The sequence below is a fragment of the Vogesella perlucida genome (genome assembly GCF_979366545.1).
Map to the genome: position 1 here is coordinate 215866 of NZ_CEETRO010000001.1, position 23816 is coordinate 239681.

Below are 23816 nucleotides of genomic sequence, written 5' to 3' on the forward strand. Positions count from 1 at the left end.
TAAACATAAACCTGCATTTCAGATTGCAGCTTATTATGCACAGCCCGCAGCAAGGCATTTATCGACGGCAATAAAAGTAAATAGCACAGCCAACAGAAAACAACAACACGGGTGCCAAATATAAAACCGCCGCACTGCCCGGGGGCAATACGGCGGTTTTTTTAGCGTGTTAGCGTGATCGCGTCGTGCTTACTTACGCTCTACCTGCGATACATCGCGCACCGCACCGGTGTCGGCGCTGGTGGTCATGGCGGCGTAGGCGCGTAGCGCCGGGCTCACCACGCGCTGGCGGTCCAGCGGCTTCCAGGCCTGCGCACCGCGGGCTTCTTGTGCGGCGCGGCGTGCGGCCAACGTTTCCGCGCTGACGGCCAGATGGATGCCACGGTTGGGGATATCGATCTCGATGGTATCGCCCTCTTCCACCAGGCCAATGGCACCGCCTTCGGCGGCTTCCGGCGACACGTGGCCGATGGACAGGCCGGAGGTACCGCCAGAGAAACGGCCGTCGGTGAGCAGTGCGCAGGCTTTGCCCAGGCCTTTGGATTTCAGGTAGCTGGTGGGGTACAGCATTTCCTGCATGCCGGGGCCGCCTTTGGGGCCTTCGTAGCGGATCACCACCACGTCGCCAGCCACTACCTGGTCGGCCAGGATGGCGGCCACGGCGTCGTCCTGGCTTTCAAACACGCGGGCGCGGCCGGTGAACTTGAGGATGGAGTCATCCACGCCAGCGGTTTTCACGATGCAGCCACGCTCGGCGATATTGCCGTACAGTACCGCCAGGCCGCCGTCTTGCGAGTAGGCGTTGGCCTTGTCGCGGATGCAGCCTTCGGCGCGGTCGTCGTCCAGCGTCGGGTAGCGCATGCTCTGGCTGAAGGCGATGGTGGTAGGCACGCCGCCTGGCGCCGCGCGGTAGAAGCGGTGCGGCTCGCTGTCCGGGCCGTGGCGCATCACGTCCCAGGCCTCGATACCGGCACCCATGCTGGGGCTGTGTACGGTGGGTACGTCACGCTGGATCAGCCCGGCGCGGTCCAGCTCGGCCAGGATGGCAATCACGCCACCGGCACGGTGCACGTCTTCCATGTGGTACTTCTGCGTGGCCGGTGCCACCTTGGACAGGCAAGGCACGCTGCGCGAGATGCGGTCGATATCGGCCATCTTGAAATCCACCCCGGCTTCGCTGGCGGCGGCCAGCAGGTGCAGCACGGTGTTGGTGGAGCCGCCCATGGCCACGTCCAGGCTCATGGCGTTCTCGAACGCAGCCTTGGTAGCAATGCTGCGCGGCAGCACGCTGTAATCGTCCTGCTCGTAGTGGCGTTTGGTGATCTCCACAATCAGGCGGCCGGCTTTCAGGAACAGCTCTTTGCGGTCGGCGTGGGTGGCCAGCAGGCTGCCGTTACCCGGCAGGGACAGGCCCAGCGCCTCGGTCAGGCAGTTCATCGAGTTGGCGGTAAACATACCGGAACAGGAGCCGCATGTCGGGCAGGCGCTGCGCTCTACCTTGTCTACATCTGCATCGGATACGGCACTGTTGGCCGCTTCCACCATGGCGTCGACCAGGTCCAGCTTGCGGATGTCGTTGCCCCACTGCACTTTGCCGGCTTCCATCGGGCCGCCGGACACAAATACCACGGGGATGTTCAGGCGCAGCGCGGCCATCAGCATGCCGGGGGTGATCTTGTCGCAGTTGGAGATGCACACCAGCGCGTCGGCACAGTGGGCGTTTACCATGTACTCCACACTGTCGGCGATCAGGTCGCGGCTGGGCAGGCTGTACAGCATGCCGCCATGGCCCATGGCGATGCCGTCGTCCACGGCGATGGTGTTGAATTCTTTGGCGACGCCGCCAGCACGCTCGATTTCACGGGCGACCAGCTGGCCCATATTGTGCAGGTGGACGTGGCCGGGCACGAACTGGGTAAAGCTGTTGGCAATGGCGATAATGGGCTTCTGGAAGTCTTCGTCCTTCATGCCGGTGGCGCGCCACAGCGCACGGGCCCCGGCCATATTGCGGCCTGCGGTAGAGGTTTTGGAACGGTATTGCGGCATGGCTTTATCCTTTGGGTCTCTTTGCCTGCGCCACGGGGGCACAGCCTGAATCTTGTCCTGTTTGCGCGCATCGCCGCTTCTGTGAGCAGCTGGCAGGAACTTCCGGGTGCGTGAAGTTTCTGTTAATGGCACCATCCCGTCATGATCGCGTCGGGACGCCACCTGGCGCTTTCCGTATAATTTAGATCTTCCTTTTACCGCAAACGCACATTACTGACAAATGCTGATCCATCCTCAGTTTGACCCCGTCGCCATCCACCTGGGCCCACTGGCCGTGCACTGGTACGGCCTGATGTACCTGCTGGGCTTTGGCCTGTTTCTGTGGCTGGGCAATCTGCGCGTGAAAAGCCAGCCGTGGAGCGGCTGGCACGCCAAGGACCTGGACGACTTCCTGACCTGGGCCGTGCTGGGCGTGGTACTGGGCGGCCGCCTGGGCGAGGTGCTGTTTTACCAGCCGGGCTACTACCTGCAGCACCCGGCGGAAATCCTGATGGTGTGGAAAGGCGGCATGAGCTTCCACGGCGGCTTTATCGGCGTGCTGGTAGCCATGGCTCTGTTTGCGCGCAAGCAAGGCAGCAGCTTCTTGCAAGTCGCCGACTTTGTCGCTCCGCTGGTACCCACAGGGTTGGCCGCAGGCCGCGTCGGCAACTTCATCAACGGTGAACTATGGGGCCGCGTGGCACCCGCAGACCTGCCATGGGCGATGATCTTCCCGCGTGTGGACATGCTGCCGCGCCACCCGTCGCAGCTCTACCAGGCGCTGCTGGAAGGCCTGGCACTGTTTGTCATCCTGTGGCTGTTCTCGGCGCGCCGCCGCCCGGTGGGCCAGGTGTCGGCAGTATTCCTGATGGGCTACGGCAGCTTCCGCTTCATTGCCGAATACTTCCGCACGCCAGACGCCGGCATTTTCGGCCAGTCAGACGTGATCAGCATGGGCCAGTGGCTAAGCCTGCCGATGATCGTGGCAGGCATCGTGCTGTACCGCTGGGCAGCGCGCCAGCCGCAAACCGCGTAAGGAGCCTGCCATGAAAGCCTTTATCCCGCTGCTGCTGTGCAGCCTGCTGGCCGGCTGCGCCACCTACCAGTGGCGCCACGGCGACGGCACGCGCAACTTTGACGCGGAAAGCTACCCGTGCAAACAGGAAGCCGCCAAAGCCTTCCCCGCCGAGATGCGCGAGCGCGTGACACGCCCTTCGTCGTTTCAGCCGCCACGGCAGGTCTGCGGCGCCAACAACCAGTGCACCTGGACGCCTGGCTACTGGGAACCGGAACGCCGCGAGAGCTTTGATGCCAATGCCGAACAGCGCGACGATATGTACCGCAGCTGCATGAAAGCCAAAGGCTGGGCGTACATCCGCGTAGACTAAGCGCCTGCCACCAAGGTTGGCCGCAACGAACAAGGCCCTGCCATGCGGCAGGGCCTTGTTGTTTTGTACAGGAACACCACCTAACGTGGCGGGCACACCGGCCGCGCCGATAGCGGCGTAGACAGAATGATGCTGGTGCGCGTCTCGCCCAGATCATTCAGGTGCGACACCAGCAGCTCCAGATGCTGCACGTCGCGCGCCAGCACGCGGAACACATAGGAATCCACCCCGGTCACGTGGTGGCACTCCTGCACCTCCGGCATGGCGGCCAACCTGTCCAGCAGCGTTTTCTTGGCCGGCTGCGGCACTGTAATGCCCACCAGCGCCGACAGCGCGTAGCCGGCTTTCAGCGGCGCCACCACCGCGTGGTAGCCGCGTATCACCCCCGCCTCTTCCAGCCGCTTTACCCGCTCCGATACCGCCGGTACCGACAGCCCCACCGCCTGCGCCAGCTCGGTCAGCGATTGGCGGGCGTTGTCCTGCAAAGCGGCCAAAATGGCCCACGATTTGGCGTCTACTTCCATTTGTTAAGCCCTTCTGCTGTTTGGCCTGATTTTCTTAGTCCAGCATAGCGCATCGCCTGCATTACGGCATGGGCAGCCACCGCACGCCGCGCCACACTATGCAGCAGCAAAGGAGAACACCATGAACCTGTTTCTGGAGGCGGCCGCCATCGGGCTGGCCATCGCCGCGCCGGTCGGCCCCATCGGCCTGCTGTGTATCGAGCGCACGCTGCGCCGTGGCCCGGCCACCGGTTTTGTCACCGGCCTGGGCGCCGCCAGTGCCGACGGCCTGTACGCCAGCGCCGGTGCTGCCGGCATGGGCACGCTGCTGCACCTGCTCAGCGCCATCGCCACGCCGCTGGCGCTGGCGGGTAGTGCGCTGCTGCTGTACATGGGCGTGGGCACGCTGCGCCGTGCTGCGGCCAACCATGCCGCCGAGGCGAGCGAAGGCGGGGGGCTATTAGTTGCCTACCTATCAGCGCTGGGGCTCACGCTGAGCAACCCGATGACCATGCTGTCGTTTATTGCGGTGTTTGCCAGCCTGGCCAGCGGCCAGCAACCCGCCCCGGCAGACGCGGTACTGATGGTGGCGGGCGTGTTTGCCGGCTCGGCGCTATGGTGGTTGCTGCTGGCCTACGGCGGCGGGCGCCTGCTAGCCCGGCTGGGGCCGGCCGGGCAACGGCGCATCAACCAGCTGTGCGGTGTGCTGCTCATCAGCTTTGCCGTGCTGATGGCGTGGCGCACGCTGGCTGGCTAAGCACGGGTTGCAAACGCCGCTGACACACGCAGGTAGCACAACTGGGCCAAGGTAAGGATGCAGGCAATACAAATGCTACGGCCAGGCGGCACAAAGCAGACTCAGGGCTTTTGTGAGCGGCCCTCAGGCACCAGGCCGTCCAGCTGCAGAAAAGCACGCATGCTGCTGCCCGGCGCCTTGTCGCGGTGACGGATGCACCATAAAGTGCGCTGTAGCGGCGGCAAGGTGGTGCGCAGCGGCACCAGTGCGCCGCTGTCCAGCAGCTCGGCCACCACGCGGCGTGACAGGCAGCTCACCCCCAGCCCGGCCGCCACGGCGCGCTTGATGGCCTCGGAATCGCCCAGCTCCATTTCAACGTTCAGGCTGCCCAGATGCGGCAGCAGCACGCGTTCTACTTCCTCGCGGGTGCCGGAGCCGGCCTCGCGCAGCAGCCACGGCGCCGCCGCCAGCTCGGCCAGGCTCACCGCCCGCCCAGCCAGCGGGTGGTTGGCCGCAGCAAACACCAGCAGCTCGTCTTGCTGCCACGGCAAGCTGTGCAGCGCCGGGTGGTGGCACGGCCCTTCGATCAGGCCAAAGTCGGCCTGAAGCGCCGCCACCGCCGCCACGATGTCGCGGGTATTGGCCACCTGCAGGCTTACACGGCATTGCGGCCAACGCTGGCGCAAGGCGGCCAGCCGCTGTGGCAGCAAATAGTTGGCAATGGTGGTACTGGCGCCCAGCCGCAGCGACAGCGCTGCCTCGCCAAACAGGTCTTGCAGCGCCGCGGCTTCGTCCAGCAGCGCACGCGCCCGCGGCAGTAGCGCGCGGCCGTGTTCGTTCAGCTGCAGGCCACGACCGATGCGGTCGAACAGCGGCACACCCAGCGCCTGCTCCAGCTGCGCCAGCGCCTGGCTGGCAGCCGATTGCGACAGCGCCACCTCGGCCGCCGCGCGCGTCACTGACTCGCAGGCGGCCACCGCAGCAAACACTTCCAGTTCACGTAGCGACAGTCTTAGCGGCATGATTGATCGGTTTTAGTGATTAGTAGCATTCATATTATCTGTTTTACCACTGAATAGCCGCCTACTAAGCTTGGTTTATTCACGATGGTAATAACGATATGAATATTTCAGATAAACATCACGGCCTGCTGCTGGCAGGTGCGCTGGCACTGGCTTCGCTGTGGCTGGCCACCCTGCCCTGGTTGGCCGCACACGGCGTGTCTGCCCTCACGCTGGCCATGCTGCTGGGCATACTGGCGGCCAACCTGGGCCCGCGCCACACGCGCCCTGCCCCCGCCACGCTGGCGTTCTGCAAAACCACGCTGCTGCGCGCCGGCATCGTGCTATTTGGCCTGCGCCTGACGCTGGGCGAGCTGGGCCAGCTGGGCGCCACCGTGTGGCTGATCGACGCGGCCGTACTGGGCAGCACCTTCGCGCTAGCGCTGTGGGCCGGCCCACGGCTGGGCCTGGACCGCGAAAGCAGCGTGCTGATCGGCGCCGGTAGCGCCATCTGCGGCGCGGCGGCGGTGATGGCCACCCAGCCGGTGATCCGCGCCAGCGGCGAGCGCGCCAGCCTGGCGGTGGCGGGCGTGGTGCTGTTTGGCAGCATCGCCATGCTGCTGTACCCGGCGGCCTACCCGCTGCTGGCCAGCCTGGGGCTGAGCGAGACGGCTTACGGTGTGATGACCGGCTCCACCCTGCACGAGGTGGCGCAGGTGGTGGCCGCCGGCAAGGCGATAAGCGAGCAGGCGGCCAACGCCGCGGTGCTGACCAAGATGCTGCGCGTCATGATGCTGGCGCCGTTCCTGCTACTGCTGGCTGCGTGGTGGCAACGCCGCCAGCCGCAGGCCAGCGGCCAGCGTGGCCGCATCACCATCCCGTGGTTTGCCTTCGGCTTCGTGGCGATGGTGGCGCTGAACAGCAGCGGCTGGCTGCCGGCCAGCGTGGTGGCCCCGCTGCAGCAGCTCACCACCCTGCTGCTGGCCACCGCCATGGCCGCACTGGGGCTGGACACCCGCGCCAGCGCCATCCGCGCCGCCGGCTGGCCACCGCTGCTACTGGCCGGGCTGCTATTTGGCTGGCTGATGGTGGGCGGCGGGCTGTTTAACTGGCTGCTGGCGTCAGCGGTTTGAAAGTCGTCACCCGGATAAGCCGCAGGCGCATCCGGGTTCAATAATTGACCTCTATTGAGCAACATGAGAGGTAAGACTACCCGTGCGGCCAACCCTGGCTGGGCAAAGCCAGCGCGCTGTCCAGCTAGCCTCCTCCCCTCCCCGGATGCGCCTGCGGCTTATCCGGGCTACGAGGTGGACAAGGTCGACAAGTCACCAGCGCATAGGATGGGTGCAGGCGCTTGCGCCGTCACCGATCGCCTCGCTCGCATCATACCAATGGGTTACGCTACGCTTCACCCAACCCACGAGCTTCACCCATTCGACGTATTCCCCGGATGCGCCGTTGCTTATCCGGGTTACGGGCTTACCGCCAATAGAAGTAGCAATATAGCGTGACGCCTATCAGTAGCATCACCAAAGCGATCACGATCCAGGGCTTGCCCAGCTTGTGCTCAATAAAAGCTGGCAATAGCACTTCCAGCAGGTAGCGGGCTAGCCAGTGTAATACGCCAAGACACCACTCAATGACATTGCTCATTGTCGCTTCCTTGTCGCAGCACGCAGGATGGATACAGGCGGTTGCGCCGTCACCCATCGCCTCGCTCGCATCATACTGATGGGGTACGCTGCGCTTCACCCATCCTACGTGCGTCTCCCCTCCCCGGATGCGCCTGCGGCTTATCCGAGCTACAAGTGGCTACACACGCCACAGCACACCTCTCATCACCGCCAGCGCCGCAGCAGCAGCGCATTGCTCACCACCGACACCGAGCTGAGCGCCATGGCAGCGCCGGCCAGTACCGGGTTGAGCAGGCCCAGCGCGGCCAGCGGGATGCCCAGCACGTTGTAGACAAAGGCAAAGAAAAGGTTCTGGCGGATCTTGCCCAGCGTGGCGCGCGCCAGGCGCAGCGCGTCGGCCAGGTGCTGCAGGTTGCCGTGCATCAGTGTCACATCCGCCGTGTCGATGGCGATGTCGGCACCGGCGCCCATGGCAAAGCTGACGTCGGCCACGGCCAGCGCTGGCGCGTCGTTGATGCCGTCGCCCACCATGGCCACGCGGCGGCCGGCGGCTTGCTGGCGCTGGATGTAGGCAGCCTTGTCCTGCGGGCGCTGGCTGGCGTGTACCTGGCGTATGCCGGCCTCGGCGGCGATGGCGTCGGCGGTGGCCTGCTTGTCGCCGGTGAGCATCACCACCTCTACCCCCATGGCTTGCAAGGCGGCGACGGCAGCGGCGGAGCTTGGCCGCAGGCGGTCGGCCAGCGCCAGCAGCGCCAGCGGTGTATCGCCAGCGGCCAGCGCCAGCACGGTTTTGCCCTGTGCGTACAGCGCGGCGGCCTGCGGCGGCAGCTGGCCCAGCGCCCACTGTGGCTCGCCCAAGCGGTAGGGCTGGCCAGCAATCTGGCCGCGTACGCCGTGACCGATGTCGCTGTCAAAACCGGCCAGATGCGGCAGCGCCAGCTGGCGGGCGGCGGCGGCCTGCACGATGGCTTGCGCCAGCGGGTGCTCGGCCCCCTGCTCTAGCGTGGCGGCTAGCGTGAGTACCGCGTCGGGGTCGATGCTGGCCAGCGGGATGATGTCCGTGAGCTGCGGCTTGCCTTCGGTCAGGGTGCCGGTTTTGTCCACCACCAGCAGGTCGATGTTGGCCGCATGCTGCAGGGCGGCGGCGTGGCGGAACAGGATGCCGCGCCGCGCGCCCACGCCAACGCCGACCATCACTGCCGTGGGCGTGGCCAGACCCAGCGCGCACGGGCAGGCAATCACCAGCACCGCCACGGCGTGAATCAGCGCCTGCTGCCAGCTGCCGCTCCACCAGGCGCTGGCCAGTAGCGTGAGCGCGGCAATGGCCAACACCACCGGCACGAAGATGGCAGAAATGCGGTCGGCCAGCGCCTGGATCGGTGCCTTGCTGCCCTGCGCCTGCGCCACGGCGCGCACGATGGCGGCCAGCTGCGTGGCCTGCCCGACACTGGCAGCGCGCACCTTGAGCATGCCGCCAGCGTTCTGGGTGCCGGCGTACACGGTGTCGCCTTCGCCACGCGCTACCGGCAGGCTTTCGCCGCTCAGCGCGCTTTCGTCCAGCACCGCGCTACCGGCCAGCACGGTGCCGTCTACCGCCAGCCGTTCGCCATGGCGCAACACCACCACATCACCAGGCAGCAGCTTGCCAATGGCGACCTCGTGCAGCTGGCCGTCGCGTTCCACGTTGGCCGTTTTGGGCGACAGCGCCAGCAGCGCCTCGATGGCCCCGGCGGTGCGGCGTTTGGCGCGGCTTTCCAGCAGCTTGCCCAGCAGCACCAGCGTGATGACCGACACGCTGGCCTCGAAATACACGTGCTGGCTGTGGTCTGCGGCCAACGTGACCCACGCCGATAGCAGCCACGCCACGCTGGTGCCTAGCGCTACCAGCACATCCATATTGGCAGCACCGCTGCGCAGCGCGTGGTAGCCGCCACGGTAGAAACGCCAGCCCACGATGAACTGCACCGGCGCAGAGAGCAGCAGCTGCCATTCGCGCGGCAGCCAGCCGTGGTGGCCGCCGCCGAACATGGCGACCATCTCGCCGACAAACGGCAGCGTGAGCAGCAGCGCCAAGGCAAACCAGGCCTGCTCGCGGCGGTCGTCGTGCGGCGGTGTGGCCGGCGCGGCATCATCCAGCACGCTGGCCCCAAAGCCTGTGCCCTGCACCACGGCCACCAGCTGCTCGGGGGTATACAGGCCGCGGGCAAAGCGCAGCTGCGCGGTTTCGCTGGCAATATTGACGCTGGCCTGCACGCCGGGCTGGCGATTCAGCACCTTTTCGATACGTTGGCCGCAGGCGGCGCAGCTCATGCCGGTGAGCGCCAGCGTCAGCACGCTGTCCGGCACGCTAAAGCCTGCGCGGGCGATGCTGTCCAGCAGCTGCTGTGGTGTGGTTTGCGCCGGGTCGTACTGGATATCGGCGCTCTCGCTGGCAAAGCTCACATTGGCGGCCACGCCGGGCAGACGGTTCAGCAGTTTTTCGATGCGCAGTGCGCAGGCGGCGCAGCTCATGCCATGGACGGGCAGGTGCAAATGGGCAGTGTTCATCGGGTATTACCAGTTGACTGACGGCCTCATCCTATACCCCGCAGGGGTATTTAACAAGCCGCTATAGCCAGCGCCGGCGCCAGAACACAATGCCAAGCCCCAGGGCAATGGCGCCCATCAGGCCAATGGCGTAGTAGTAACCAAAGTGCCAGTGCAGCTCGGGCATGTAGTCGAAGTTCATGCCGTAGATACCGGCAATCAGTGTCAGCGGCATGAAGATGATGGTAATCACCGTGAGTACACGCATCTGCACGTTCAGGCGGTTGGACTGCGCCGACATGTACAAGTCCAGCATGCCGCCGATGGCTTCGCGCGCGGCTTCCAGCGACTCGATCAGGTGCAGGGTATGGTCGAAGGCATCGCGCAGGTAGACCATGGTGTCGCGCTGGAAGAAGGCGTAATCGCCACGGGTCAGCGTATTGAGCACCTCGCGTAGCGGCACCAGTGCGCGGCGCAGGCGCATGGCGTCCTGCTTTTGGCGCTGGATGCGTGCCAGGATGAAACGGTCGTGGCCGCTGAGTACCTGGCGGTCCAGGTCTTCCACCCGGGCGTTGAACTGGTCCAGCACGCCAAAATAGTCGTCGATAATGGCGTCCAGGAGCGAATAGCCCAGGTAGTCTGCCCCCAGCTGGCGCACCAGGCCACGCCCGGCCTGCAGACGCTCGCGCAGGCTGGTGAATACCCCCAGCGGCCGGGTCTGGAAGGTCAGCACAAAGCCGCTGCCGATCACCAGGTAGACCTGGTCGTGCACCAGGCGCTGGCCTTCCTGCTGGTAGCGGTACACGCGGGTGGCAATGAACAGGTAGCTGCCGTAGTCGTCCACCTTGGGCCGCTGGCGGATGTTGGCGATGTCTTCCAGCACCAGCGGGTGCAAGCCAAAGCGCTGGCCGATGGCTTGCAGCACGGCAGGGTCAGTGAGCCCGTACACGTTCAACCACAGGTTGGGCAGCTGCGCCCGGTGCGCCAGGCCCGCTTCTACCGTGGCAAAGCGGGTCTCCAGGTAGTCGTCGGCGGTGTACTCCACCAGCGAGATACTGCTGGCCACCGCGTCGCCAGCAGGCACAGCCAGCGTGCCGGGGGCCTCGCCTAGCGTAGGGTGGCGCTGTTTCAGCTCAGGGTGGCGCATGGCTATCCTTTTCGAGACCTTGATACGTGACAAAGCCGCACCGAGGTGCGGCAAAGCCGGGGGGCAGCGGCCTGCGCCGCTGCGGTTCATGCTGCCCGCGGTACTAGTCGCCGCGCAGCTCCAGTGCCACACCGATGGCACGCCACTGGGCGATTTCCTGACGGAAGGCGGCGGTGGTGAGCGGGTTGGCCGCCAGCCAGTCTTTGCCCACGGTCAGCGCGTAACCATTCAGAGTGGGCGTCAGGCCGTGTACGGCGTTGATGTCCAGCTCGTTGCGGCTGCGGTAGAACAATGCGGCCAACCTGAGCGACAGCACGGCAGGCCACAGAGCGGGGTCCACCACCTCTTTCACCATTTTGCCCATGTCGCCACGGTGACCCAGCACGATGGTCGCCAGCGTGCTTTGTTCGCGGCGCGAAAAACCGGGCATGTCGGCATTGGTCAGCACATAAGCCGAATGCTTGTGATAGGCAGCGTGCGCGATGGTCAGGCCGATTTCGTGCACTCTGGCGGCCCACACCACGCGCTTGAGCATGTCCGGGTCCAGCGCGTCGCCCGATACCAGGCGGAACAGGCGCTCGGCCAGCTCGGCCACGCGCTGCGCTTGCTGCACATCCACGTGGTAACGGCGCTTGAACTGGGTGATGGTGGAGTCGCGCATGTCTTTTTCGCGCTGGCGGCCCAACAGGTCGTACAGCACGCCGTCGCGCAGGGCGCCATCGGTCACGATCATCTGCTCGATAGCCAGCGACTCGAAAATGGCGATCATGATGGCCAGGCCACCCGGTAGCACCGGGGCGCGGTCGTCTTTCAGGCCGTTGATGCGAATGTCTTTGGTGTGGCCGCAGGCAATCAGGTCGTCGCGCAGGCGCTTCATGCCACGCAGGGTGATCTCGCCGTTGCTCCAGCCGTTGGCTTCCATCATGTCGCGCAGCGCGCGCGCGGTGCCCGAGGTACCTACCGCCAGCTGCCATTCGCTGGCCGGGTATTCGTGCACGATGCGCTGGATTTCGTTACGGGCAGCCAGCTCGGCGTCGCGGAAAGTACTTTTGCTGATCTTGCCGTCCACAAAAAAGCGCTTGCTGAACACCACGCAACCAAGCGGCAGGCTTTCGGTTACATGGGCCTTATAGCCGCTGCCAATGATGAATTCGGTCGAGCCGCCGCCGATATCCACCACCAGACGACGCTCTTTGGTGGCCGGCAGGCTGTGGGCGGCGCCCAGGTAAATCAGGCGGGCCTCTTCGCGGCCGGCAATAATTTCGATGGGGAAGCCCAGCAAACGCTCGGCTTCCACGATGAATTCGGGGGCATTTTTCGCCACGCGCAGGGTGTTGGTGCCCACCACGCGTACCTGTTTCGGGTCGAGCCCGCGCAGGCGCTCGCCAAAACGGCCCATACAGGCCAGGGCACGCTGCAGGGTTTCGCTATCCAGGGTTTTGTCGTCTTGCAGGCCACCGCCCAGGCGCACGGTGTCTTTGAGGGAATCTAGGGTATACAGCTGGTCGTCTACCACGCGGGAAATCTGCAGCCTAAAGCTGTTGGACCCCATATCTACGGTAGCCAGCACGTCAAACGGGGGCTTAACGGAGCTCAAATGTCACCCCTTCTCTCTTGTCAGTAGGTCAATAAAAAACGGCGGTAACCGATGTTACCGCCGCTTGGCCCTGCGTGCCACGCTTATTGCGTGGCAGCATCACCCAGCGATTCACGCTTTTTGTCTTCCAGCGAGGTGTGGCGAATGTCTTTGCCCTTCACCAGATACACCACGTATTCGGAGATGTTCTTGGCGTGGTCACCAATGCGCTCGATGGCCTTGCAGATAAACATGGTGTCGATGGACATGCTGATGGTGCGCGGGTCTTCCATCATGAAGGTAACCTGAGCACGCAGCTCGGACGCGTAGTCTTGGTCCAGCAGCAGGTCTTGTTCGGCCAGCTCGATGGCGGCGGTAGCGTCCAGGCGGGCAAAGGCGTCCAGGGCGCGGTGCAGCATGCCCAGGGCGACTTCGGCCATTTTGGCGGCCTCACGGAAACGCGGGGCCGGGTAGCGGCTAGCCTGGTACATGGTGCGGCCAACGCGGGCGATTTTCTGCGCCTCGTCGCCGATGCGCTCCAGGTCGGTAATGGTCTTGATGACGGTGATCACCATGCGCAGGTCACTGGCCGCTGGCTGACGGCGCGCAATGATGTGCTGGCAGTCTTCGTCGATCTGCACTTCCAGCGCGTTAACCTTGGTATCGTCGGCCACCACTTTGTCCAGACGGTCGATATCGCCGCTTTGCAAGGCGTCCATGGCGGCACGGATTTGCTGCTCTACCAGCCCGCCCATCTGCAGTACGCGAGTACGGATGGTTTCGAGCTCCAGGTCAAACTGTTTGGAAATATGTTCAGGCATGGCAACCTCGTCGGAAATAGACTCAACGCATCATGATATGGCGGCCAGATGACAGTTATGTTTCATCCGCACAGAAAAGGCCTGCACAGCGCCGGCTTGCAGCAGCAAACCCACACCGGGCAGGCCTACCGGGTTTAGCGCAGCGCTTTGACCCCTTCTGGCGTACCCAACAGCAGTACGTCGGCACGGCGCTGGGCAAACAGGCCATTGGTGACCACCCCCACGATCTGGTTGATCTGGTTTTCCAGTTTTACCGGCTCGGCAATCTGCAGGCCGTGTACATCCAGAATGATATTGCCGTTATCGGTGGTAACGCCCATGCGCCATTCCGGGTGGCCACCCAGCTTGACCAGCTCGCGGGCCACGTGGCTGCGCGCCATCGGGATCACTTCTACCGGCAGCGGGAACTTGCCCATGATCTCCACGTACTTGCTCTGGTCGGCAATGCAAATAAACTGCTGCGCCACGGCGGCCACGATTTTCTCGCGTGTCAGCGCTGCGCCACCGCCCTTGATCATGTGCAGATGATGGTTTACCTCGTCGGCACCGTCCACGTACACCGGCACTTCGTCCGGGCCCACGGTGTTCAGGTCGAATACCGGAATACCGATGGCTTTCAGGCGCTGGGTAGACGCCTCGGAGCTGGAAACCGCGCCCTTGATGCGGCCTTTGATCTTGGCCAGCTCGTCGATAAAGAAGTTTACGGTGCTGCCGGTACCCACGCCGACGATGCAGTCTTCCGGTACGAGCTTGACGGCAGCCTGGGCTACCAGTTGTTTCAGTTGGTTCTGGTCCATGTGTGGCACTCCAAAAGGGAAAGAAAAATCAGTTTGCGGGCACCAGCAGGCAGACAGCCTGCGTTTCTATTGCCTCGGCGCGGCCCAGATAGCCAAGCTTTTCGTTGGTCTTGCCTTTCACATTGACGCAAGCCACGTCAATCTCCAGCAGCTGGGCAATGCGCGCCCGGATGGCGTCGATATGCGGTGCCAGCTTGGGCGCCTGGGCAATGATGGTGCTATCCACGTTCACCAGCTGCCAGCCGGCGGCGCGCACGCGGCGCATGGCTTCTTGCAGCAACACGCCGCTGTCGGCGCCTTTGAACGTGGGGTCGGTATCGGGAAAGTGGCGGCCAATGTCGCCCAGTGCGGCGGCGCCCAGTACGGCATCGGTAATGGCGTGCAGCAGCGCGTCGGCGTCCGAGTGGCCCAGCAGGCCTTTGTCGTGCGGAATCGTTACCCCGCCCAGGATCAGCGGGCGGCCTTCTACCAGGCGGTGTACATCGTAACCCTGGCCTATACGAAACGGTGTCATGTCTTGTCCTTGCGAAAGGTTGGCCGCAGCCGTCAGGCCTGGCGCGCGGCCAGAATGGCTGCCGCCAGCGCCAGGTCACCCGGCCAGGTCACCTTGAAATTCTGCGCCTCCCCGGCCACCAGCCGTGGCGCATGGCCCAGCAGCTCGATGGCGGAGGCTTCGTCGGTAATAGCGGGGTTGGCCGCATCCTGCAGTGCGTCGGCCAGCAGGCCGGCGCGGAACATTTGCGGGGTTTGTGCCAGCCACAGATTATCGCGCGGCACGGTATCGGCAATGCGGCCAACCTTGCCCAGCTTGACGGTGTCGGCTACCGGCTGCGCCAGAATACCGCCGATGGCGTCGTCGCCTACTTCGTCCAGCAGGCGCTGCAGTGCAACGGGGCTCAGGCAGCAGCGCGCGGCGTCGTGCACCAGCACCCAGTCGTCTTCGTCCGCGGCGAGCGCTGCCAGGCCATTGGCCACGCTTTGCGCACGGCTGGCACCGCCCACGCGCAGCACTGCCAGCTTGGCTTGCGGCCAACTATAGCTGTCAAACCATTCGTCGCCGGGGGAAATCACCACCACCACCCGGTCTATGTCGGCACAGCCGCACAGCACGTTGATGGTATGCGCCAGCAGTGGCTGGCCGTGTAGCAGCTGGTACTGCTTGGGGGTGGCGGTACCAAAACGGCTGCCATGACCGGCGGCCGGTATCAGGGCAATGCGCTGGCTCATGCGGCGGGCTCCGCCTGCGGCGGGTTTTCGATGCTGCGCCACAGGCAGCTGCCTTTGACGCTTTTATCCAGCAGGTCCAGGTAGGCTTTGTGCTCGGCTAGCTCTTCGGCGCTGGGCTGCAGGACGGCCAACGGTTTGCGCTCGAAGGCCATGCGCATGCCGCTGGCGCTGTTGTCGTTTTCGGCCAGGCCGGCGTCCATCAGCAGGCTGTCCTGGCCACGCGTCATCCACAGGTAGACTTCGGACAACAGCTCGCAGTCGATCAGCGCGCCGTGGTAGGTACGGTTACTGCGGTCGATCTCGAAACGGTCGCACAGCGCGTCCAGGCTGTTGCGCTTGCCGGGGAAACTATCGCGCGCCATGGCCAGGGTATCGATCACCCCGCCAGCCACCTTGGCCACCGGCGGCATGCCCAGGCGCTTGAACTCGGCGTTCATGAAGCCCACGTCAAACGGGGCGTTATGAATGATGAGCTCGGCACCGTCGATAAAATCCACCAGCTGCTGTGCTACCTCGGCAAAACGCGGCTTGCCTTCCAGGCTGGCCAGCGAGATGCCGTGCACGCGCTCGGCGTCCGGGTCGATATCGCGCTCGGGGTGAATGTACAGGTGCAGGCTACGGCCGGTCAGCTTGCGGCCTTCCATCTCCAGACCGGCAAATTCGATGATGCGGTGGCCCTGATTCGGGTCCAGGCCGGTGGTTTCGGTATCAAGAATGATCTGACGCATGATGGGCTTTCAGCGGGCAGCCGCGCAGGCTGCCAGTAACACAGGCTAGCGCAGGCTTTCCACGCCGGCATTAGCCAGCTGGTCGGCGCGCTCGTTGAATTCGTGGCCGGCGTGGCCTTTTACCCAGCGCCACTCTACGTGCGGGTGGCCATTACGCAGGGCGTCCAGCTGCTGCCACAGGTCGGCATTTTTGACCGGCTCTTTGCTGGCGGTTTTCCAGCCACGGGCTTTCCAGCCGTGTATCCACTCGGAAATGCCTTTTTGTACATATTGCGAGTCGGTGTACACCACAATGCGACACGGGCGCTTCAGTAGCTGCAGGCCCTGGATCACCGCCATCAGCTCCATGCGGTTATTGGTGGTGCCGTGCTCGCCGCCGAACAGCTCTTTTTCCTGCCCTTTGTAACGCAGCAGCACGCCCCAGCCACCGGGGCCAGGGTTGCCCTTGCAGGCACCATCGGGGTAAATCTCGACGATAGCGTCGTCACTCATGGCTTGTCTCGTTCGCTTGGGTTCGGTTAATGGGTTGGCGCTCGCTGCCGCTGGCTACTGCCAGCGACCGGGCCGGCTTGGCACGCTGCCAGCGCGGCATGATCAGGCGCATGCCGCGCTGGCGCTTGACGGCTACCACGCCATACACGCCCGCCAGCTGCGGCCAACAGTATTCGCCGGCCTGCTCCATGAAGCGGCAGCGGGCCAGCCAGTCGGCACGCGCGAAAGGCGGCGAGTATGCCATGAACCGGGTGGCGGTGGTTTCCAGTTGCAACAAAGTCATCCAGTCTTTCAGGCGGCTGATGCCGACAAAGTTGCCACACCAGGGCACACCGCGCCGCCGGTACAGCAGCCGGCTGACACCCCACAATGAAAGCGGATTGAAGCCGGTAAGCACCAGCCGGCCTTCGGGTAGCAAAACGCGCTCGGCTTCGCGCAGCACCTGGTGCGGCTCGCTGGTAAAATCCAGCGCATGCGGCAACAGCAGCAAGTCCAGGCTTTTGCTGTCAAACGGCAGGTAGGCCGGGTCACACACCACATCGGCCTGGCCATCCATACCGGCATAACCGTGCCAGGGTATACGGCTGCACGCCAGAAAGTCTTCTGCCCCCAGGCCCAGCTGCACGGCGCGAAAGCCGAAAATATCTGCCACGGCATGGTCGAAAAAGGCCTGCTCGCGGCATAACAGGTCTTGGCCCGGTGCGGTACACGCCAGCCAGTCCGCAAATTCTTCCATTGTTTCGGGATACATCATGGCCGACATGTTTCGCCTCACACCGGTTAGCGCGTTTACCGACAATTATATCTGGGTTTTGCATGACCACTGCCGCGCCATCGCGGTAGACCCGGGCGATGCCGCCCCGCTGCAAGCGTGGCTCGCACAGCAGCAGTTGCAGCTTGACGCAGTGTGGGTGACCCACCACCACGCCGACCATATCGGCGGCCTGGCTGCGCTGTGCGCCTCATGGCAGGGGTTGGCGGTGTACGGCCCGCCGGATATTCCGGCAGTCACGCACCCGTGCGGGCAAGGTAGCACAGTTCCTGCTTTTGGCCGCGCCGCGCAGGTGCTGGCCATACCTGGCCATACGGCCAACCATCTGGCCTACTACCTTGCACCTCATCTGCTGTGCGGTGACACGCTGTTTGCTGCCGGTTGCGGGCGGGTATTCGATGGCACCATGACAGACTTGTTCCATTCCCTGCAAAGCCTGGCGGCCCTGCCGGCAGACACACTGTGCTACCCGGCACACGAATACACCCTGTCCAACCTGGCATTTGCGGCGGCGGTTGAGCCTGACAACCGCGCCATTACCACCCGGCTACAGCGCGACCAGGCCACCCGTGCGGCCAACTTGCCCACGCTGCCTACCCTGCTGGCGGAGGAGCTGGCCACCAACCCTTTCCTGCGCACCACACAGCCCGCTGTTCGCCATGCAGCCTGGCAGCATGCCGGACAAGAAATCGCTAGCGAAGCAGGCATTCTTGCCACACTGAGACAATGGAAAAACAATTTTTAGACAAAAATATCAAACAACTGTAAAAAATCACTAGCCAAGTGAGTGAAAGCTCACTAAAAATCAGCAAAAATCAGGGTCTTGGGCATTTTTTATGACTTATTACTTGCCCAAGCCGTGTTAGCATCGCCCGCATAGAGAAAACAGGCCCCGCCCATGAAAAAGCTTACTCCGCTCGCATTGTCGGTCACCCTCGCGCTGTCCCTGCCCATGCTGGCCCACGCCAATAACGCAACCTCCCCCGCCAGCTACCCGGCGGGTAGCGTGGACGACGGTCTGTCGGCAGGTCTGGACATGATGCTGCTGAATACCAGCCCGCTGCGTAATGGTGACAGTGTGTGGACGCGTGCGCGCGAGGGCTTTCAGATGGCCGAGGTCAACCCCGAGCTGGTACGCCGCCACGAGCGGAACTTTGCAGGCAAGTCGGCTTACTTCAAGCGCACCATGGACCGGGGTCGCAAATACCTGTTTCACATCATGAATGAGGTAGAGCGCCGCGGCATGCCCACCGAAATTGCTTTCCTGCCCGTGGTAGAAAGCGCCTTCGTGCCGGGTGCACAGTCGCATGTTGGTGCCTCCGGCCTGTGGCAGTTCATGCCGGCAACCGGCCGCCAGTACGGCCTGGAGCAAACCTGGTGGTACGACGGCCGCCGCGATGTAACGGAATCCACCCGCGCTGCACTGGACTACCTGCAAAACCTGTACACCATGTTCGGCGACTGGAGCCTGGCCCTGGCAGCCTACAACTGGGGTGAAGGCAACCTGTCCCGTGCCATTGCCAAAGTACGCGCCCGCGGCGAAGTGGAAACCTACGAAAACATCCAGATGCCGGCAGAGACACGCAACTACGTGCCCAAGCTGCTGGCCGTGCGCAACATCATGCTGGAGCCGGAAAAATTCGGCCTCAAGCTGGACCCGTTCCCGAACAAGCCCACCTTTGTGGCCACCAGCAATGGGCGCCACATGAACATCGACATCGCCGCCAAACTGGCCGAGATACCGGTAGCCGAGTTCAAGGAGCTGAACCCGGCGTTCAACCTGCCGGTCTATGCCCACAAACCGGGCCGACAGATGCTGCTGCCCGCCACCAAACTGCACAAGTTTGAGACCAACCTGGCCAAATGGGATAAACCCCTGCTGACCTGGCAGGTGTTCGTACCGGAAAGCGACACCACGACCGGCGAGCTGGCCAGCCAGTTCGACATGAACCCCAACGAGCTGATTACCGCCAATAACCTGAAAAGCAGTTCCCTACCCGCAGGCCGGCCCGTACTGGTAGCCATGCGCAATGACCGCCCTGCACCTGCACTGGAAAACACCGACATTCCGGCGCAGCCTGCAGAAAGCGCTACCCTGGTAGCCTTTGCGGCCAACGCCGGGCCAATGGACGCGCCAAAACCGGCGGCAACGCCCGCAAAGCCAGCCCCACAGCCAGATGCCATCAAGACTGCCGAAGCCTCGCCACTGCGTACCCTGCAAAAAGCGGAGCCAGCCCGTATTGATGCCAACCCGAACCGTAGCGACCGACCGGAGCCTGCACCCGTACGCGTCGCCACGCGTACCGAACCTGCCGCCGCAGCCAGCCGCAGCGAGCCACGCTTCGAGCCGATTCGCGCCGAGCTGGTGAAGCCGGAGGTGGTGAAAGTGGCAGCGAAGGCCGACACCACAGGCTCGCTGGGTGACAATATCCCGGTCAGCAACATGGACAAAGTCGTCAGCGCCAGTGCCAGCCTGCACACCGTGGCCCCAGGTGACACCCTGTACAATATTTCCCGCCGCTACAGCATGAGCGTGAGCGACTTGCGCAACCTGAACAGTCTGGTGGACGACACGGTCAAGCTAGGCCAGGTGCTGAAAGTAATTGGCAGCAGCACGGCTGTCACCAGCGCCACCGACAGCAATGCACTGCGCCCGGCATCCTATAGCCGCCCGGCGACCACCGCAACGACCGTGGCGGTAGACTATATCGTGCAACGCGGCGACACCGTATTCAGCATCGCCCGCAAGTTTGGCGTAGCCCATACCGACATCCTGCGCTGGAACAACCCGGAACAGCTGGCCAACCTGCAGCCAGGCCAGAAAGTGCGCGTACAGAATAGCGGCCTCTGATCGCCGCTCTGGCACTGCAGAAAGCCCCTTGCCCAGGCAAGGGGCTTTTGCTTGCCGGCCAATGCCGCATAGCAAAAAGCCCGTCACATGGACGGGCTTTTTGTTACACCACGCCGGCAAATGCCGGCAGAGTCAGGCCATTACAGGCCAAACGGGTGGCGCAGTACGATGGTTTCTTCGCGATCCGGGCCGGTAGACACGATATCGATCGGCGCACCGCATACTTCTTCAATGCGCTTCAGGTAGGCCTGGGCGTTCGCCGGCAGGTCTTCCCAACGCTTGGCACCGACAGAGCTATCGCTCCAGCCTGGCATGGTTTCGTAGATCGGCTCGCAACGGGTGACGGCATCAGAACCGAATGGCAGGATGTCTACCACTTCGCCGTTCAGCTTGTAGCCTACGCACAGCTTGATCTCTTCCAGGCCGTCCATCACGTCTAGCTTCATCACGCACAGGCCGGATACGCCGTTGATCTGGATGGAGCGCTTCAGTGCAGCTGCATCAAACCAGCCACAGCGGCGCGGGCGGCCGGTAACGGAACCGAACTCGTTACCACGCTTGGCCAGGAAAGCACCAATGTCGTTTTCCTGCTCGGTAGGGAACGGGCCGGAACCCACGCGGGTAGCGTAGCCCTTCACGATACCCAGCACGTAGTTCAGCATCTGCGGTGCCACGCCGGCGCCAGGCGCCGCAGCGCCAGCCACACAGTTGGACGAGGTCACGTACGGGTAAGTACCGTGGTCGATATCCAGCAGCGTACCTTGTGCGCCTTCGAACAGAATAGGTACACCGGCCTTGTCCAGGTCGTGCAGGATGCGCGATACGTCAGCCACCATCGGCTTGATGCGCTCGGCCTGCTTCATGGTGTCAGCCAGGATGGTGTCAAAGTCTACCGGCTGGGCATTGAACAGCTTGGTCAGCAGGAAGTTGTAGTACTCGACGTTTTCTTTCAGCTTGCTCACAAAGCGGTCGGTATCGAACAGGTCGATCACCTTCAGCGCGCGGCGCGCTACCTTGTCTTCGTAGCACGGGCCGATACCACGGCCGGTGGTGCCGATCTTGGCATCGCCTTTGGCGGCTTCGCGGGCCTGGTCCAGTGCAATGTGATACGGCAGGATCAGCGGACAACCTTCGGCGATCTTCAGGCGGGCCGACGCATTGACACCGGCGGCTTCCAGCTCGTCGATTTCTTTCAGCAGTGCTTCTGGCGACAGGACAACGCCGTTGCCGATAAAGCATTCCACGCCATCACGCAGGATGCCGGACGGTACCAGGCGCACCACGGTTTTCTTGCCGTTTACCCACAGGGTATGGCCCGCGTTATGACCACCCTGAAAACGCACTACCGCATGGGCGTGGTCTGTCAGCCAGTCAACAATCTTGCCCTTGCCCTCGTCACCCCACTGGGTACCGATTACCACGACATTCTTGGACATTGGAAAAAACCTCTTCTCTTCAGAAATCACATTACTTGAAAGGCACAAGCTGCCACGCGCCCGACACCATGACCAGCTCGCGGTCGCAGTTCAGTGCTTCGGCAGATTCACCCAGATAGTCGATGATGACCCGCTCGCCAGCAGCGCGCAGCTCAGTCACTTTGCTTGCCGCCTGCGGTAACAGGCGGGCAGCCAGCTTGATACCCTGCGCACTGTCTTTCTGCGGCAGGATGCGCACCAGATCGCGCAGATCCAGGCTAAAGCCTGTGGCCGGACGAGCACGGCCAAAGCGGCGGCCAACGTTGTCGTAGCGACCACCACGCGCCAGCGCCTCGGACCAGCCGGGGGCGTAGGCTGCAAACATCAGGCCAGTATGGTAGGCATCACCACGCAGCTCGGCCAGGTCAAAGCTGACCTGCACACGGTCACCCACGGCCGCCGCAATAGCGGACAGCTGCATCAGCGCCAGTTCGATCTCCGGCAGCGATGGCAAACGGGTGCGGGCTTTGTCCAGCACGCTGGCCGGGCCATACAGCTCGGGCAGGGCCAGGAAGGCACTGCGATAAGGCTCGGCCACACCGGCCACCATCTCGCTGATGGTAGCCACATCTTTGGCTTGCAAGGCGGCAAACAGCTCGCGCCCCTGCTCGGCTGACAAGCCTGCGGCAGCAGCCAAGCCGCGATAAATACCGATATGGCCCACGTCCAGCCTCAGCTGGTTCACGCCAACCTGCTGCAATACATCCAGCATCAGGCTGATGATTTCCACGTCAGCTTCGATACCAGCGTAGCCGTACAGCTCGGCCCCCACCTGTAGTGGCTCGCGTGAGCTCATCAGGCCGGATGGACGGGCATGCACCACGCTACCGGCGTAGCAAAGGCGTGTAACACCGGTGCGGGCAGACAGCAGATGGGCATCGATACGCGCCACCTGCGGGGTGATGTCGGCACGCAAACCCAGCTGACGACCAGACAGGTGGTCGTCCAGCTTGTAGGTTTTCAGGTCCAGCGTGGCGTCATCGCTAGACACCAGGGCATCGGCGTACTCCACCAGCGGCGGGAGTACCAGTTCGTAGCCGGACAGGCGAAACAGGTCCAGCATGGCCGACTTTGCGCTTTCTACCTGGCGGGCAGTAGCGGGCAAAATGTCGGCAATATGTTCGGGCAGCAGCCAGTTACGCATTGTTTTTTGCACACAAGAAAAGGCGGGATGCGTGATCCCGCCTTGTTTTTATCGCAACCCGGCAAGTGCCGGGCTGTCGCAAGTCACACCATTTTATCAGCGTGGCTTCGGTTGCGCATTCTTGAAATACTTGAAGAATTCTGAACTTGGGTCCAGAACCATCACGTCGCTCTTGTTGCGGAAGGTTTGTTTGTACGCTTCCATGCTCCGCCAGAAGGCATAGAACTCGGGGTTTTTACCGTATGCCTGCGCATAAATCGCTGCAGCTTTGGCATCACCCTCGCCTTTGATCGCCTGGGCTTTGCTGTAAGCATCGGCCAGTACCACCTCGCGCTGACGGTCGGCATCGGCGCGGATGCGCTCGGCTTCTGCCGCGCCTTCGCTACGCAGCTGGTTGGCTACGGTGCGGCGCTCGGAGTTCATGCGCTCATAAACGGAAGTGCTGATTTTATCCGGAAAATCCACACGCTTTAAGCGGACATCGAGAATTTCCATACCAATCTTCTGCGCATCGACGTTGGCACGCTGGCGCACCAGCTCCATTACCTCGTCGCGCTTGCCGGAAATCACATCTGCTACCGTCTTCTGGCCAAACTGGGCACGCAAACCGTCGTTGATGGTCTGGCGCAGGCGCTGAACCGCTACGGTCTCGTTACCACCCACGCTCTTGTAGAACTGCTCTACGTCGCGTACACGCCATTTCACGAAGCTATCCACCAGCACGTTTTTCTTTTCGCGGGTATTGAACAGCTCGGGGGCTTCCGGGTCGATGGTCTGGATGCGGCGATCGAAATAGCGCACGTTTTGCAACAGGGGCACCTTGAACTGAATGCCCGGTTCTTTTACCACGCGCACCACTTCACCAAACTGGAACACCATGGCGAACTGGCGCTGATCGACGGTGTACAGCGAGCCGGACGCCAATAGCAAGGCCCCGGCGATACCCAGTACTACAGGAAAAAAACGATCCATC

At 63.3% G+C, this 23816-nt stretch carries 23 protein-coding genes; 6 read left to right on the forward strand and 17 right to left on the reverse strand.

What is annotated here, in order from left to right; all coding sequences use genetic code 11:
• Nucleotides 1-189 precede the first annotated feature (189 nt).
• The gene (ilvD, locus tag ACZ9XP_RS01070) at nt 190-2046 is read right to left on the reverse strand and encodes a dihydroxy-acid dehydratase (protein WP_147683775.1); all 1857 of its coding nucleotides are present in this window, start codon (nt 2044-2046) and stop codon (nt 190-192) included.
• 220 nt (nt 2047-2266) lie between these two features.
• Between ilvD and lgt the strand changes: the two genes are divergently transcribed.
• Nucleotides 2267-3061 (forward strand): prolipoprotein diacylglyceryl transferase, encoded by a 795-nt coding sequence (gene lgt, locus ACZ9XP_RS01075; protein WP_147683777.1) that lies wholly within the window; start codon nt 2267-2269, stop codon nt 3059-3061.
• Nucleotides 3062-3071: 10 nt separating this feature from the next.
• Nucleotides 3072-3413, forward strand: a complete 342-nt coding sequence (locus ACZ9XP_RS01080; RefSeq protein WP_147683779.1) for a hypothetical protein — start codon at nt 3072-3074, stop codon at nt 3411-3413.
• Between the two features lie 80 nt (nt 3414-3493).
• On the opposite strand, the gene ACZ9XP_RS01085 is transcribed toward ACZ9XP_RS01080, so the two are convergent.
• Nucleotides 3494-3937: an Lrp/AsnC family transcriptional regulator gene (locus ACZ9XP_RS01085; RefSeq protein WP_017508524.1), complete on the reverse strand. Its 444-nt coding sequence runs from the start codon at nt 3935-3937 to the stop codon at nt 3494-3496.
• A 121-nt stretch (nt 3938-4058) separates the two neighbouring features.
• On the opposite strand from ACZ9XP_RS01085, the gene ACZ9XP_RS01090 reads away from it, so the two are divergent.
• Complete coding sequence (locus tag ACZ9XP_RS01090; RefSeq protein ID WP_147683781.1) at nt 4059-4673, forward strand: LysE family transporter; 615 nt, start codon at nt 4059-4061, stop codon at nt 4671-4673.
• Between the two features lie 101 nt (nt 4674-4774).
• On the opposite strand, the gene ACZ9XP_RS01095 is transcribed toward ACZ9XP_RS01090, so the two are convergent.
• A complete protein-coding gene (locus ACZ9XP_RS01095) occupies nt 4775-5674 on the reverse strand; it encodes a LysR family transcriptional regulator (RefSeq protein WP_147683783.1) in 900 nt (299 codons plus the stop codon).
• Nucleotides 5675-5772: 98 nt separating this feature from the next.
• On the opposite strand from ACZ9XP_RS01095, the gene ACZ9XP_RS01100 reads away from it, so the two are divergent.
• Nucleotides 5773-6786, forward strand: coding sequence for a putative sulfate exporter family transporter (locus ACZ9XP_RS01100; RefSeq protein ID WP_147683785.1), 1014 nt, complete (start codon nt 5773-5775; stop codon nt 6784-6786).
• A 346-nt stretch (nt 6787-7132) separates the two neighbouring features.
• On the opposite strand, the gene ACZ9XP_RS01105 is transcribed toward ACZ9XP_RS01100, so the two are convergent.
• From ACZ9XP_RS01105 to ACZ9XP_RS01155, 11 genes are all read right to left on the reverse strand, one after another.
• Complete coding sequence (locus ACZ9XP_RS01105; RefSeq protein ID WP_147683787.1) at nt 7133-7405, reverse strand: hypothetical protein; 273 nt, start codon at nt 7403-7405, stop codon at nt 7133-7135.
• Nucleotides 7406-7491: 86 nt separating this feature from the next.
• Entirely contained in the window at nt 7492-9834 is a 2343-nt protein-coding gene (locus ACZ9XP_RS01110) for a heavy metal translocating P-type ATPase (protein ID WP_465187868.1), read from the reverse strand.
• 61 nt (nt 9835-9895) lie between these two features.
• A complete protein-coding gene (gene corA, locus ACZ9XP_RS01115; RefSeq protein WP_465187869.1) occupies nt 9896-10960 on the reverse strand; it encodes a magnesium/cobalt transporter CorA in 1065 nt (354 codons plus the stop codon).
• A 103-nt stretch (nt 10961-11063) separates the two neighbouring features.
• Nucleotides 11064-12557, reverse strand: a complete 1494-nt coding sequence (ppx, locus tag ACZ9XP_RS01120) for an exopolyphosphatase (protein ID WP_465187870.1) — start codon at nt 12555-12557, stop codon at nt 11064-11066.
• Between the two features lie 83 nt (nt 12558-12640).
• Nucleotides 12641-13357, reverse strand: coding sequence for a phosphate signaling complex protein PhoU (phoU, locus tag ACZ9XP_RS01125; RefSeq protein ID WP_147683793.1), 717 nt, complete (start codon nt 13355-13357; stop codon nt 12641-12643).
• A gap of 134 nt (nt 13358-13491) precedes the next feature.
• Nucleotides 13492-14154 carry a ribose-5-phosphate isomerase RpiA gene (gene rpiA, locus ACZ9XP_RS01130; RefSeq protein WP_147683795.1) on the reverse strand — a complete coding sequence of 221 codons (663 nt, stop codon included), beginning with the start codon at nt 14152-14154 and terminating at the stop codon, nt 13492-13494.
• A gap of 28 nt (nt 14155-14182) precedes the next feature.
• Nucleotides 14183-14668 (reverse strand): 2-C-methyl-D-erythritol 2,4-cyclodiphosphate synthase, encoded by a 486-nt coding sequence (gene ispF / locus ACZ9XP_RS01135; protein ID WP_147683797.1) that lies wholly within the window; start codon nt 14666-14668, stop codon nt 14183-14185.
• A gap of 32 nt (nt 14669-14700) precedes the next feature.
• Entirely contained in the window at nt 14701-15381 is a 681-nt protein-coding gene (gene ispD / locus ACZ9XP_RS01140) for a 2-C-methyl-D-erythritol 4-phosphate cytidylyltransferase (RefSeq protein WP_465187871.1), read from the reverse strand.
• A complete protein-coding gene (gene dnaQ, locus ACZ9XP_RS01145) occupies nt 15378-16109 on the reverse strand; it encodes a DNA polymerase III subunit epsilon (RefSeq protein ID WP_465187872.1) in 732 nt (243 codons plus the stop codon). The genes ispD and dnaQ overlap by 4 nt, the downstream gene beginning before the upstream one ends.
• A 45-nt stretch (nt 16110-16154) precedes the next feature.
• Complete coding sequence (gene rnhA, locus ACZ9XP_RS01150) at nt 16155-16601, reverse strand: ribonuclease HI (protein WP_147683803.1); 447 nt, start codon at nt 16599-16601, stop codon at nt 16155-16157.
• Complete coding sequence (locus tag ACZ9XP_RS01155; RefSeq protein ID WP_465187873.1) at nt 16594-17337, reverse strand: methyltransferase domain-containing protein; 744 nt, start codon at nt 17335-17337, stop codon at nt 16594-16596. Before ACZ9XP_RS01155 ends, rnhA begins: the two co-directional genes overlap by 8 nt.
• A 16-nt stretch (nt 17338-17353) precedes the next feature.
• On the opposite strand from ACZ9XP_RS01155, the gene gloB reads away from it, so the two are divergent.
• Both gloB and ACZ9XP_RS01165 read left to right on the forward strand, forming a co-directional pair.
• On the forward strand, nt 17354-18118 hold the full coding sequence (gloB, locus tag ACZ9XP_RS01160; RefSeq protein ID WP_240803387.1) for a hydroxyacylglutathione hydrolase: 765 nt from the start codon (nt 17354-17356) through the stop codon (nt 18116-18118).
• 153 nt (nt 18119-18271) lie between these two features.
• Nucleotides 18272-20224 carry a LysM peptidoglycan-binding domain-containing protein gene (locus ACZ9XP_RS01165; protein ID WP_206211191.1) on the forward strand — a complete coding sequence of 651 codons (1953 nt, stop codon included), beginning with the start codon at nt 18272-18274 and terminating at the stop codon, nt 20222-20224.
• Between the two features lie 140 nt (nt 20225-20364).
• On the opposite strand, the gene ACZ9XP_RS01170 is transcribed toward ACZ9XP_RS01165, so the two are convergent.
• The 3 genes from ACZ9XP_RS01170 to hflC form a co-directional block, all read right to left on the reverse strand.
• Nucleotides 20365-21660, reverse strand: a complete 1296-nt coding sequence (locus tag ACZ9XP_RS01170; protein WP_465187874.1) for an adenylosuccinate synthase — start codon at nt 21658-21660, stop codon at nt 20365-20367.
• Between the two features lie 31 nt (nt 21661-21691).
• A complete protein-coding gene (locus ACZ9XP_RS01175; RefSeq protein ID WP_147683810.1) occupies nt 21692-22843 on the reverse strand; it encodes an ATP phosphoribosyltransferase regulatory subunit in 1152 nt (383 codons plus the stop codon).
• 96 nt (nt 22844-22939) lie between these two features.
• Complete coding sequence (gene hflC / locus ACZ9XP_RS01180; protein ID WP_147683813.1) at nt 22940-23815, reverse strand: protease modulator HflC; 876 nt, start codon at nt 23813-23815, stop codon at nt 22940-22942.
• Nucleotide 23816 lies beyond the last annotated feature (1 nt).